Below are 12,676 nucleotides of genomic sequence, written 5' to 3'. Positions count from 1 at the left end.
AACCGGCTCCAACGCTGCGCGAGATGAAAGCTTCGCGTTTCCGCCGGTTGCTCACACCGCGCCACTTGGCGTATTCAAAACCGCCGAGGCTCTAATCGCCGCCGGATGAAAATTCAGTGGCAGGTCACCGTGACGGTCGCAGCAATGAGCCGTCCCTACGAAAAGTCTCAGGAGCACAAGCCCCCGGATGTGCAAAACGTTACCGGCTATTCCTCGACAACAGTCCAGTTACTGCGGTCGGGATTGAAGTCTGATCGCCGCAGCTTTCTCCTCGGTCGTGACTCGAGATCGCGCTGATAGATCAGGTTCATGCCTTTGACGACAAACGTTTGCACCCCGGTCATGCAGTATTTGACGGGCCAAGCAATCAGCGCAAAGCCTGCTGTCGTATGGCCATTGACGAGGTGGCTCTGCTTGCCAACCAAGCACGTTTGCGCGCTGCCCGGTGAGGATGCGATAGTGATATCCGAATTGCCATCGCCTCGATTGGCCTTGCCGAACGCGGCCGTTTCGATCAGGGCGCTTGCGGGCCTGTCCTCATCGTAAAGGCCCGGCTCCCATTATGGACCGTTTCGCATGCCCCGGCGTGCTGATCAGCTTCTGGGCATACTACTAGCTTTCCTGGCCCCGTAAGAGGCGGGAAGAGTCAGGTGGAAAACAGATGCACCTCGCTCTGCCACAAACGGGCGACGGTGAGCTTGCCGCTACGATAGGCGCGTGTATCGAGATTGAGCCGTTTCGACCGTATGTCGGGCTCGTTGTTCGGCGTATGGCCGTGAACGACGAGTTTCGGCAACGGCACCCGGCTTTCGAGAAACCGCTGACGGATGATGACCAGATCCTCGTCCGTCTGCTCGCCGAGCGGCAGCTTCGGATTGATGCCGGCATGCACGAAAATTACGCTCGGAGTATCCAGCATGACAGGCATCGCCCGCATGAAATCGATATGCGTGCGCGGTAGCGACTGGCGGATGAAGGCATCGAGCTTTGCGCCGGAGGGAAAGACCAGCGGCAGATGCTCCGGATCGAGTCCATAGGATTTGAGCGACTCTGCCGAACCCATCCCCATCCACTCGTCATAGGAGATCCAGCCATCGATATAGTCGAGCATGGCAATTTCGTGATTGCCGGCGAGGCAGATGCGATCGAACTCATCCGGCGGCGGCTCCATGAGATGAGTGATGACCTGGGCCGATTCCGGCCCACGGTCGATATAGTCGCCAAGCGTGACGATCAGCTTGCGCCCTGGCAGCCGCGCGGCATCGCGCAGGATCGCCTCTTCTGCTTTCACAAGCAGATCGTACCGCCCATGGATGTCACCGATCGCATAGGTGGGTATAGCAGCGATATCCAGCGTCAGGCGCGGTCTCGGCTGGCGTGCCATTTTCGAAACCTCGCCGTTGCGAGCAAGAGTACTGCCCATCAAGTTTCTCGATCAAGGAAGCCCCACTTCACCGTAAGTAGAGTGGAGCACAAGGCAATCAAGCTGGTAAGAAAATTCAAAGCCTTTGGGTTTTGTAGAAAAACCGGCCTTATCATTCGTGGGCCGATCCCCCACTCCTGTATCTCTCGCATCGGCCCGAAAATCGGAGCGATTTTCGGAAAGCACGAGGCGCCGAGTCAACCTGTTGCAGCATTCTTTGCAGGTCTGAAAAGAGCCTGCGGCGCTGTAGGAAAGAGTGACCGATGGGAACGGTATCGCAGTTTCAGGATAAAGTGAGGCCTCCCGCACATCGCATCGAAAGTGAAGAGGAGGCGATATCCACCGCCCGCAGCCTCGCCGCCGCATTCCGGCATCAGGCGAGGGAACGCGACATCAACCGCGTGCTGCCCTTTGCTGAACTTGATGCGCTGTCGGTCTCGGGACTGACGGCGATCACTGTTCCGCCCGACCATGAAGGGCTCGACGTATCGAACGCGCTGCTCGCCGAAATCGTCGCAATCATCGCCGAGAGCGATGCCTCGATCGGCGAGGCGCTGGAAAACCATTTTTGCGCGCTGGAAGCGCTCCGCACCCAGGCTGGTGAGGATTTAAAGGCATCGCTGTTTGCCCGTGTGCTGCTCGGCGACCGCTTTGCCGGCGCCACCTTCACCGAGGGAGCCGAGCTTACGGCCGAAGGCCCGGGCTACCGCCTGAGCGGGCGAACGCGGCAAGCGCCCGGCATTCTATTTGCCGACTGGATCGCGGCCGCCGCCACCGCTCCACCCGGCCGCCCGGTGACGCTCTACCTCGTACGCAATGACGAAGGCGTGCAGGTGATCGACGATTGGGACGGCTTCGGCCAGCGCACCAACGGATCCGCGACGGCGATCGTCAGCACGCTTCACGTCAATGCCGATGCGATTGCGCCAGCCCCCTCCTTCGAATATTCGACCGGCATCTCGCTCGGCCTGCTGCTCAAGGCAGGTGTCAGCCTCGGCATCGCGCGGGCCGCATGGAACGACCTAATGACGACAATTGGCGATCGCGGCACGACGATCCTTCCCCGGATCGGCGAACGCGCCGTCCGCATCGAAGCGACGGCCGCAGCCCTGGAACGGGCTGGCCGCAAACTCGACATTGCCCAGGTCAATCCTGTGGAGGCCGCGATGGCAGACGCGCATTTCTCCGCGTCGGCGGCCGCGATCCTTGCCGGGGAAACGGCACTCGACTCCGCAAACGCGCTGTTCGAACTAGCGGGGGAAACATCAGCCGGTATCGGGCTCAATCTCGACCGGCATTGGCGCAATGCCCGCATTCATGCGCTGTCGCTGCCACGGGACAAGCTGCTGCGTGCCGCAGGCGAATATAGGTCGACGCCCAGCGACGCCTAACTCAGCTGGCGGCGGAGACTGGGAATTGTTCCTCGGGGCCTTCGATGCGGCCACCGGCGGCGACGAATTGCTCGAGGCTCATATTGTCGAGAATGGCGGCGATCGCGTCACGAACATCGGTCATCGAGCGCCGCACCTGACAGGTTTCCGGATCGGCGCAGTCGTCGCAGGCCTCGTAAGCCGTACGGCTGGCACAGCGGATCGGCGCCAGCGGCCCATCGAGCGTGCGGATGACATGGCCGATGCGGATTTCGGAGGCCGGCCGCGACAGGGAATAGCCGCCGCCCGGCCCCTTCTTCGAGCGCAGGATGCCGACATTGCGCAGTTCGAGCAGGATCGTATCGAGGAATTTCTTCGGGATATTATTGCGGTTTGCGATGTCATTGATAAAGGCGGTCTCACCCGGCGCCAGCCGCGCCAGATCCACCAGCGCCTTCAGCCCGTATTTGCCCTTTTTAGTCAGCATCGTCGTTGCCCTGTAGAAAACGCAGTATTTATCCTGCCAATAGCAAGCAAATAGCGTCAAAAGCGTGAACATACAACAAAATAGCTATTATTTATAGCTTATATCGGCAACGTCCACAGGCCGCCCGGCAGTCTTGGAAAGAGCCGACTTGCTGAGGGATGCTGCTACTGCATAATTCCTTAAATCGGAATCGATTTAAGGACAATTATGCAGCAATTCAAAGTGCTACAGCGTCCTTTGCGCGTCTGAAAAGACGCGCGGCGCTGCAGGACCAGTCAGATCGTCTTCAGCATACCGCCATCGACGAAATAGGTGGAGCCGACGCAATAGCTCGCGCGCTCCGAACTCAGGAAGACGAAGACGTTTGCCAGTTCTTCGGGCGTGCCGAACCGTTTGGAGGCGGCGTGCTCGTTGGCGACGCTCTGCAGGTAGCCTTCCCAGTTTCCGCCGGTTTCGGCCGTCAATTGCTTGGCGGTCTTGATCCAGTCGGGCGTCAGGATCAGGCCGGCATTGACGCAGTTGACGCGGATATAATCCTTGATGAGCTCGGTCGAGAGCGTCTTCGAAAACATCATCAGTGCCGACTTGCTGACATTGTAGATCGGCTCGTACCAGAGCGGCTGGACGGCGCAGATCGAGGCATTGTGCAGGATCACACCGCCGCCGCGTTCCTTCATCTGCGGCGCAATTCCGCGCGCCAGCCGCACGGCAGCCATCACATGCAGATCCCAATAGGTCTGCCACTTCTCGTCGGGCGCCTCCATCACCGTCTCGTTCGAACCGGTGCCGGCATTGTTGATGAGGATGTCGGCGCCGCCTTTTTCGGCCGCTGCCGCAATGATCGCCTCGGTTCCCGCAACCGTCGCCACATCGGCGACAATAGCGGCGGCGCTGACGCCATACTTCTCGGCGATCCGGGCGGCTTCCGACTCGAGCCGTTCACCGCCGCGGGCCGCCAACACGAGATTGGAGCCCTCAGCCGCCAGCCCCTCGGCGATCGCCAACCCAATGCCGACAGACGCGCCGGTGATGACGGCGGTCTTTCCCCTCAGTCTCAAATCCATATGTTCCTCCAAAGCCTGCGGTTCCGGCTTGACGCACTGAGTGTTTCGCCAATGGATCCGGGCGTCAAGCACCCAAACGCCTCTTGCGACAGGCACCGATCTGTCGCAGCCTGGATCCACACAGAAGAGGAGCTTTCATGCGACATTATTCAGCCTGCATAGAGTGGCTGTTTGCCGAAGAGGGCGACAGCTTTTCCGATCGCATCCGCCGCGCTCATGCCAGCGGCCTGACGGCGATCGAGTTCTGGCGCTGGACAGACAAGGATCTGGACGCGATCGAGGCGGCGCTTGATGAAACCGGCCTTGCCGTCACCAGCCTCGTCGCCGAACCGATGATCGCGCTGACCGAGGCCGGCAACCGGCAGGCCTGGCTGAAAGGCCTTGCCGAATCCGTCGCCGTGGCAAGGCGTCTCGGCGCGCCGGTGCTGATTGCCCAGGCGGGCAACGATCTTCCGAACGTGCCCCGCAAAGAGCAGCGCCGAACGCTCACCGAAACGCTAAAAGCCGGCGCCGATATTCTTGCAGGCAGCGGTGTGCGCCTCGGCGTCGAGCCGCTCAACATCCGCATCGACCATGTCGGCTATTTCCTCGATTCAACTAGCGAGGGCCTCGACATCATCGATGACGTCGCCCGCCCGGAGATTGGCATCGTCTACGACATCTACCATTCCGCCGTGATGGACGAACGGACGGAAGAGGTGCTCGAGGGCCGCCTCGACCGCGTGATCCACGTCCATGTCGCCGATCATCCCGGCCGCAACGAACCGGGCTCCGGCAGCATCGACCTTGCCCACCGCCTCGGCTGGATCTTCGCCAACGGTTACGACGGCGCCGTCGGCTTGGAATACCGGCCGACAATGCCCGGCGCCGACGCAGTCATGGCCGCGATCGCTTCGCTGAACGGTTAGGTCGGGTTTGCACCTTCGGCAAAGGCTTCAAGCTCGGGGTCGAAATCGACCTCGACGACATTGTTGAAGACGGCGGTGGCCAGCATGATGCCGGCGAAAGCGACGAGATCGACCAGCACCTTGGTCTCGTAGCGCTGTTTCAGCTTCGCCCAGACGTCAGTGGGAATAGCGTTGGAATCGACGACGATCGCCTTGCCGAAAGCGTCGAGCAGCGCTTCCTCCTCGGAAAGTTCCAGCGCGTCGGGATTGAAACCCTTGTTGATCAGCGCCCGGCGAAAGAACGTAATGGCTATCTTCGATTGCGCCGCTTTCGAGATTGCATGGGAGAATATCCAGATCGCCCGGTCGCTGATAGCGGGATCGAGTTCTGCCCGCAGCGTGAACCATTCGGCATAGATGCGATGGGCGGCGGGCGAATGTAAGAGCGTTCGCTTCATGTTGGTCATGCGTCCGCGCAGCCTGACTTCCTCGTCATGCGCCGCACGAACCTCTTGCGAAGCGCTGTCGTAATCGATCTGTGGCAGGTGGCTCATCGGGTCCGCTCTTTCTGATGCACGAAAATAAATCCGCTTGGCCGCCGCGCCGCGCCCAGCTAAAGCGCGTCGCGATCTTTCAGATTCGCTCCTTGCGCTTTAGCTTTTTGTTTTTACGCGTGTCGTTGCCGCAAAACCGCTGCACACTTTTGCGCGACATGCTTTAAATTGCTCACATCGAAGGTGGAGGCAAGGCATGAGCGACGATCACGAGCATCACCACATCGACTGGCGGGAACATGGCGTCAAGGTCGTTCCCGGCAATTCGCTCGATCCGAACACTGCGCAGACGGCAGGCATGAACCGGGCAACCGCGATCAACAATGCGCGTGCCGGGGCCGAGAAGATCTGGGCCGGCACGGTGACGATCCATGCCAAAGCCAAGACCGGCGCCCATCATCACGGTGACCTCGAAAGCATCATCTACGTGGTCAAGGGCAAGGCCCGCATGCGCTGGGGCGAGCATCTGGAATATACCGCCGGCCGGTCCCGGCGACTTCATCTATGTTCCGCCCTATGTGCCGCACCAGGAGATCAACGCCAGCCGCGACGAGACGCTGGAATGCGTGCTCGTCCGTTCAGGCCAGGAGCCGGTCGTCGTCAATCTCGACATCGATCCGATCGAGAAACCGGAAGATGTGCCCTGGATCGACCCGATCCATCGCTGATGCATGCCGTCAAGCCCGCCGGGAAGGAAGCGACCGCGGCGCGTCCCCTCAAGCGTGAACGGCGCCAGCGCTGCTCATCACAGGGTTCTCGATGATCCGGCCGGTATCGGCGGCATAGAGATGGATCGCGCTATGGTCGATGGCGATGCCGATCAGATCGCCGGATTTCACTTTCACGGCTTCGGTCAGCGCCACGGCAAAGGGCAGCCCGTCGAAATCGGCGTGAACGACACGGCTTGCGCCGAGTTCTTCGATGAAATCGGCCGTTGCGGTGAGAGCGCCGGGCGCATCCGGGGCCACCAGCCTGGCCGCTTCGGCGCGCATGCCGAGCACGACGCGTTTGCCTTTCAGCGGTGCTGCGCGCTCGCGCGGCAGCGCGATCTTGCGGCTCTGATCGTAGACGAAGACACCCTCGTCATTGATCGTGCCTTCGAGCAGGTTCATCGCCGGCGTGCCGACGAAGCCGGCAACGAAACGCGACACCGGATGATGATAGACTTCTTCCGGGGTGCCGACCTGCTCGACCGTGCCGCCGTTCATCACCACCAGCCGGTCGGCCAGCGTCATGGCCTCGGTCTGATCATGCGTGACGAAGATCGAGGTGGCGCCGAGGCGGCGGTGCAGGCGGCGGATTTCGGCGCGCATGGCGATGCGCAGCTTGGCGTCGAGGTTCGACAGCGGTTCGTCGAAGAGGAACACCTTCGGCTCGCGGATCATCGCGCGGCCCATGGCGACACGCTGGCGCTGACCACCGGAAAGGGCGGCCGGTCTGCGTTCGAGGAACGGTTCGAGGCTGAGCGCCTTGGCGACCTCGCCTATGCGCCGGGTACGCTCCGCCTTCGCAACGCCAGCCACCTTCAAGGCGTAGCCGATATTCTCGGCGACGGTCATGTGCGGATAAAGCGCGTAGTTCTGGAACACCATGGCGCAGCCGCGCTCGCGCGGCTCCAGCTGGTTGACGACGCGCCCGTCGATGGCAATTTCGCCGCCGCTGATTTCCTCGAGGCCGGCGATCATGCGCAGCAGCGTGGACTTGCCGCAGCCGGACGGGCCGAGGATGACGATAAATTCGCCGGACTGGATTTCGAGATCGACGCCGTGAATGACGGGATTCTTGCCGTAGCTCTTCTTCACATCACGGATTGAGATAGGTGCCACAGGACTATTCCTTCATTTCTCGGTAGAGATAAGGCCGCGCACGAACCAACGCTGCATCAGGATGACGAGCACCAGCGGCGGCGACATGATGATAAGTGTACCTGCCATGGCAACGTTCCAGTCTGGCAGGCCGAATTCGGAGGGGATGAGGGTCTTGAGCTGTGTCACAGCAATGCCGAAATTCGGATCGGTGGTAATCAGCAGCGGCCAGAGATACTGGTTCCAGGCCCAGACGAACATGATCGTGAACAGTGCAATCATGTTTGGCCGCGAAAGCGGCACCAGAATGTCCCAGAAAAACCGGACGGGACCCGATCCGTCCATCTTCGAGGCCTCGGCAAGTTCGTCCGGAACCGTCAGGTAAAACTGCCGGTAAAGGAAAGTGCCGGTCGCGGTTGCGACCAACGGCAGAACGAGACCGGGATAGGAATTCAGCAGGCCCCATTCGAGCTTGATCTGGATGCCGGTGATCTGCGCCACGAGCCAGCTTATGCCGAGAACATCGAGGATCGTCTGGAACGGCTGTAGCGCATTGGCCGCGATCGAATAGGTCGGCACGATGCGGACTTCCAGCGGCAGCATCAGCGTGATGAAGATGATCCAGAAAATCACATACCGGCCACGGAAGCGGAAGTAGACGATCGAGAAGGCTGCCATGGCAGAAAGGATCACTTTGCCGGCGCCGACCGCCGCAGCAAAGATGATGCTGTGAAACAGCTTGTTGCCGAGATCGGCACGGACCCAGGCGGTCTGGACGTTTTCCCAGAAGTGCGAGCCTGGCGTAAGCGGCAGCGGCACACGATTGACCGTCTCCAGATCGAGGGTCGACGCGATGATGACGATGGCGAAAGGCAGGAGCGCGATGACCATGCCGAGCGCCAGAAGCGTATAGCAGATGAAATTGAATATTGGCGTGCGTTCGATCATGTGCAGGGGCCTTACTTGTAGTGCACGCGCCGCTCGATAAAGCGGAACTGAAAGATGGTGAGAAGAACAACGAGCACCATCAGAATGATCGACTGGGCTGCGGCGCCCGAATAATCGAGGCCCCTGAAGCCGTCGAAATAGATCTTGTAAACCATGAGGTCTGTCGCGCGCGCCGGCCCCCCCTGCGTCATGACGTCGACGATGCCGAAGGAATCCTGGAAGCTCTCGGTGATATTGATGACGAGCAGGAAGAACAGCGTCGGCGTCAGCAAGGGCAGCTGAATATCCCAGATACGGCGCATCGGCCCCGAACCGTCCATTGCGGCCGCCTCGATCAGCGAGCGTGGAATGCCTTGCAGGGCCGACAGGAAGAAGATGAAGTTGTAGCCGATATATTTCCAGGAGAAGGCGACGATGACGGCGATCATCGCATCCTTGCCGTCGAGCGCCGGGTTCCAGAGACCGGGCCAGACGTGATTGATGACCGACAGAAGGCCGGCCTCCGGCGCCAGGATGAAGCGGAAGGCCAGGCCGAGAGCCGGAGCGGCAATCGCGTAGGGCCAGATGAAAACCGACCGGTAGATTTTGTGGCCGCGCAGTTCGCGATCCGTCAAAAGCGCCAGGATGAGCGCCAGCCCCATGGCAATCGCGGTCGAGCTGAAGCCAAAGATCATGCTGCGAGAAATCGAGTCCCAATAGATCGGATCGGTGAGCAGCTGTTTGAAATTGTCGAAACCGACCCAGGCATTACCGCCGCCCCATGGCTGCTCGAGCGTGAACGCCCAATAGAGCGCCTGCGCGCTCGGCCAATAGAAGAAGACGAAAATCAGCAGCAGCATCGGAAATGCAAAGAGCAGTCCGATCGTCGTCGAGGAGAAAGTGACGCGCTTTTCCATGAGTGGTCGTTTTCGCCCTGGTTTGGCCCACAGCGCCGCGCCTCTTTCAGACGCGCAAAGGACGCTGCAGCTTTTGAATTGCTGCATAATTTATCCCTGAATCGATTCCGATTTAAGGGATTATGCAGGAGGCGCGGGCGGCGAGTTCGCATCCGCGTCCGATTGAAGAACCTGCAAAAACGCACCCAGCGCGCCAAACGCGGGCTGGGTGCGGCTCATATCGGACGATCAGGGAAGCTGAACGTTCTTGTAGGTCTGCTGGAAGCGACGCAGCAGCTGGTTACCGCGTTCGGCAGCGCCGTCGAGCGAAGCCTGGACGTCAGCGTTGTTGACGAAGATTGCCTGCAGGCTGTTGGCGATTTCGGTGCGAACCTGCAGCAGACCGCCGAGGCGGATGCCGTGCGCAGCCGTGTCGTCAGCAGGCGATGCTGTCAGGCTCTGAATGGCGAGTTCGCGGCCGGCGTAAGGAGCCTTGTCGTAAAAGCCCTGCTTCTTCAGATATTCGAAGCCGGAGTTACGAACCGGGATATAGCCGGTCACGGTCGACCAGGTGAGAGCTTCTTCCGGCTTTGCGACGAAGTTGAAGAAAGCAGCGGCAGCCTTATATTCGGCATCGGAGTGACCCTTCAGAACCCAGAGCGAAGCGCCGCCGACGTAGGAGCTGTGGCGGGTTGCGTCGCCGTAAGTCGGGAGCGTGGCAACGCCCCAGTTCATGCCCTGCTTGGCGGTGCGGCCAACATTGCCGTGGTCGCCGACGGAGGTCAGCATGACCTGGCAATCGCCGGCAGCAAAAGCCTCGACAAAGGTCTGGCCGACGGCCTTGTTCTTGATGAATGCAAGCTTGTTGTCGTACCAGGACTTGAGATCCTTGACATAGCTGACGAGCATCGGGTTCTTGTTGAACACCAGCTCGGCATCGAGGCCCTCAAAGCCGTTCTTCTTCGTCGCGATCGCTTCGCCGTTGACGGCTTCGAACTGCTCGATGTACTGCCAGACTTCGTTGTTGGAGATGTCGAAGGCAAGCGGGCAAGCATAGCCGGCGTCCTTCAAAGCCTTGAAATCTGCGCCGGCTTCCTGCCAGGTGGCGGGAGCATGGTCTTTGCCGATCTTGGCGAAGGCATCCTTGTTCCAGTAGAGCAGTGCGGTCGAGGAGTTGAAGGGGAAGGAATACATCTCGCCCTTCGACGTCGCATAATAGTTAGCGATGCCGGAAAAGTAATCTTTCCAGTCGACGGTGTAGCCCATGTCGGTCATCAGCTGGTTGGCCGGGTAGTAGGCGCCGGAAAGCATGATGTCGAGCGTGCCGGCGTCGGAGACCTGAGCGATGGTCGGCTGCTTGCCGGCGCGGAAGGCGGCGATGGTGTTCTGCAAGGAAGCGTCGTAGCTGCCCTGGCTGGTGCAGACGACTTCGTAATCGGCCTGCGACTGGTTGAACCGATCGCACTGTTCCTGGACACGCTTTGCGATGTCACCGGAATTGCCGAACCAGAAGTCGATCTTGGTCTTATCGGCGGCGGCAGCGGGACCGGCAAGAAACGCTGTAGCGAGAAGGGCGCCAACGGCGCCGAGAAGCTTGGCTTGCATGAGAACCTCGAACGTAAAAGGGATGCGCACTTTCAGCGCACGCCCTATTAGCTGGTTCAAATTGCTGCGGCTAATGAATATTACATGACATGAAACGATCGAAATCGTACCGTCACAAAACCTTCATTCGGATATTATTTGCCACAGCCGAGGCTATATTGATTGAAGCCTCGCCAGCCTCCCCAGGGCACCGCCGAACAGTTATATTCATATTCGAATAAATATAATTATCAAGGGTTTTCAATATTTGCCTATATTGCGACAGCGCATTCTTATTCGGGGAATACCGTCACATGAAACTCGCAAAATCGGCTACCTCTACGCCATTGCACTGCTGTGGAACGCCTGGTTTCAGCCTTGAAATTAAAGGGAATCCTTCAAAATTGCAGCAAAACGTGGATCGAACGCGTGGCTGATCGGCCCGGCGGCAGCACCGAGTGCGACCGACCAGGGATCGGCCATGCCGGGCTGCAGTCGCGGCAGTATGCGACCGCGACGTTCGGCAATCGAGGGCAGCAACGGGCCGATTGCCGCAATCAGCTTGTTCACCAGCGCTTCGGGCGCGCTGCCGCAGAGGATAACGGTTTGCGGATCGAACAGGGTTTCGATGAGATGGATGCTCCAGCGCAGGTCCACCGCCGCCGCCTCGACCCAGGCGTCGATGCCTCGATCGCCGCTCAGGGCAAGGTCGTTGATGCGCGCATGGAGATCAGGATCGGCGGGATCGGCTGACAGATGCTGATAGAGCGAGGCAAGGGAGGCACGATGTTCGAGCGGCGTCGACTTGCCGTCGGCAAACAGCAGCGCCATGCCGATCTCGCCGGCGTTGCCGTTGGCGCCGCGGTAGAGTTCGCCATTCAGGATAAGGCCGGCGCCGATGCCATAGCCAACGAAGAGGCAGACGGCATGGTCGAGCCCATGGGCCGCCCCCACCATGCGCTCGGCGGTCGCCGCCGCGGCCGCATCGTTCTGCAGGTCGACATCGAGCCCGGTACCGGCGGTCAGCGTTTCCACTAGCGGAAACTTCTGCCAGGCCTCCATCATCCACGGATCGTCGCCGCTGCCGGCGACCCCGAATGGCCCGGGCATGGCCACGCCGAGGCCGACAAGCCGCTTTTCCGACTGCCCTACGACGCCGGCAAGCTTCGAACGCACGCTGGCGACAAGATCAAGGATCACCTTCGCCCCTTGCGACGGACCTCCAGGTGAGAGCCCGGCCTCGTCGCGCACCAGAACGCTGCCGACAAGATCGACGGCAACCGCCCGCGTCACGTGCCGGTCGATCTGCAGGCCGACCGCAAAAGCGCCTTCCGGAACGAGCCGATAAGGCGTCGAGGGCTGGCCCCTGCCCTTCCTCACCGCCTCCTGCGAGCTGACGAGACCGTCGCGTTCGAGTTCCTCGATGATATTGGACACTGTCTGCTTGGTCAGCCGCGTCGCCCGCGCCAGATCGGCGCGAGAAAGCGCGCCGTTGATTCTCAGGGCATCGATCATCACGCGCCGGTTATGGGCACTGGTGCCCTCGTGGTTGGTGCCGCGCTTGGCCCGGATCGGACGGCTGTCATTCATGTGCAATTGCCTCTTGACTCCAATAGAATGTTGAACAAGTAATTAAGTCAAGACATTTGACTTAATAAGGGACCGGAGAGTTCCAGGGA

Annotated in this window: 12 protein-coding genes and 1 pseudogene; 3 read left to right on the top strand and 10 right to left on the bottom strand. The window is 60.3% G+C overall.

The window, feature by feature from the left end; translation table 11 throughout:
* Window positions 1-206: 206 nt before the first annotated feature.
* Entirely contained in the window at window positions 207-425 is a 219-nt protein-coding gene (locus tag GR197_RS32905) for a DUF2950 family protein (protein WP_432444210.1), read from the bottom strand.
* 221 nt (window positions 426-646) lie between these two features.
* Window positions 647-1,423, bottom strand: a complete 777-nt coding sequence (locus GR197_RS29830) for a metallophosphoesterase family protein (RefSeq protein WP_204330462.1) — start codon at window positions 1,421-1,423, stop codon at window positions 647-649.
* Window positions 1,424-1,686: 263 nt separating this feature from the next.
* Between GR197_RS29830 and GR197_RS29825 the strand changes: the two genes are divergently transcribed.
* On the top strand, window positions 1,687-2,814 hold the full coding sequence (locus GR197_RS29825; protein WP_164016165.1) for a monooxygenase: 1,128 nt from the start codon (window positions 1,687-1,689) through the stop codon (window positions 2,812-2,814).
* A gap of 1 nt (window position 2,815) precedes the next feature.
* Here GR197_RS29825 and GR197_RS29820 read toward each other — a convergent pair whose 3' ends face one another.
* Window positions 2,816-3,280 (bottom strand): RrF2 family transcriptional regulator, encoded by a 465-nt coding sequence (locus tag GR197_RS29820; RefSeq protein ID WP_164016163.1) that lies wholly within the window; start codon window positions 3,278-3,280, stop codon window positions 2,816-2,818.
* Between the two features lie 275 nt (window positions 3,281-3,555).
* The gene (locus GR197_RS29815) at window positions 3,556-4,344 is read right to left on the bottom strand and encodes an SDR family NAD(P)-dependent oxidoreductase (RefSeq protein WP_164016161.1); all 789 of its coding nucleotides are present in this window, start codon (window positions 4,342-4,344) and stop codon (window positions 3,556-3,558) included.
* A 137-nt stretch (window positions 4,345-4,481) separates the two neighbouring features.
* Between GR197_RS29815 and GR197_RS29810 the strand changes: the two genes are divergently transcribed.
* Window positions 4,482-5,252: a TIM barrel protein gene (locus tag GR197_RS29810; protein ID WP_164016159.1), complete on the top strand. Its 771-nt coding sequence runs from the start codon at window positions 4,482-4,484 to the stop codon at window positions 5,250-5,252.
* Here GR197_RS29810 and GR197_RS29805 read toward each other — a convergent pair.
* Window positions 5,249-5,785, bottom strand: coding sequence for a hypothetical protein (locus GR197_RS29805; RefSeq protein WP_164016158.1), 537 nt, complete (start codon window positions 5,783-5,785; stop codon window positions 5,249-5,251). The two genes, GR197_RS29810 and GR197_RS29805, sit on opposite strands and share 4 nt — an antisense overlap.
* Before the next feature lie 196 nt (window positions 5,786-5,981).
* Here GR197_RS29805 and GR197_RS29800 point away from each other — a divergent pair.
* Window positions 5,982-6,453: pseudogene (locus tag GR197_RS29800) on the top strand (cupin domain-containing protein).
* Window positions 6,454-6,501: 48 nt separating this feature from the next.
* Here the strand turns inward: GR197_RS29800 and GR197_RS29795 are convergent.
* From GR197_RS29795 to GR197_RS29775, 5 genes are all read right to left on the bottom strand, one after another.
* Complete coding sequence (locus tag GR197_RS29795; RefSeq protein WP_164016156.1) at window positions 6,502-7,611, bottom strand: sn-glycerol-3-phosphate ABC transporter ATP-binding protein UgpC; 1,110 nt, start codon at window positions 7,609-7,611, stop codon at window positions 6,502-6,504.
* 12 nt (window positions 7,612-7,623) lie between these two features.
* Window positions 7,624-8,538: an ABC transporter permease subunit gene (locus GR197_RS29790; protein ID WP_164016154.1), complete on the bottom strand. Its 915-nt coding sequence runs from the start codon at window positions 8,536-8,538 to the stop codon at window positions 7,624-7,626.
* Window positions 8,539-8,549: 11 nt separating this feature from the next.
* Complete coding sequence (locus GR197_RS29785; protein ID WP_007630632.1) at window positions 8,550-9,434, bottom strand: carbohydrate ABC transporter permease; 885 nt, start codon at window positions 9,432-9,434, stop codon at window positions 8,550-8,552.
* Between the two features lie 228 nt (window positions 9,435-9,662).
* Entirely contained in the window at window positions 9,663-11,018 is a 1,356-nt protein-coding gene (locus GR197_RS29780; RefSeq protein WP_164016152.1) for an extracellular solute-binding protein, read from the bottom strand.
* 363 nt (window positions 11,019-11,381) lie between these two features.
* Window positions 11,382-12,587, bottom strand: coding sequence for an ROK family transcriptional regulator (locus GR197_RS29775; protein ID WP_164016149.1), 1,206 nt, complete (start codon window positions 12,585-12,587; stop codon window positions 11,382-11,384).
* Between the last annotated feature and the right edge of the window lie 89 nt (window positions 12,588-12,676).

The organism is Rhizobium phaseoli (assembly GCF_010668805.1).
Lineage (GTDB): Bacteria > Pseudomonadota > Alphaproteobacteria > Rhizobiales > Rhizobiaceae > Rhizobium > Rhizobium phaseoli_A.
This window is presented reverse-complemented; position numbering and strand designations above follow the sequence as displayed.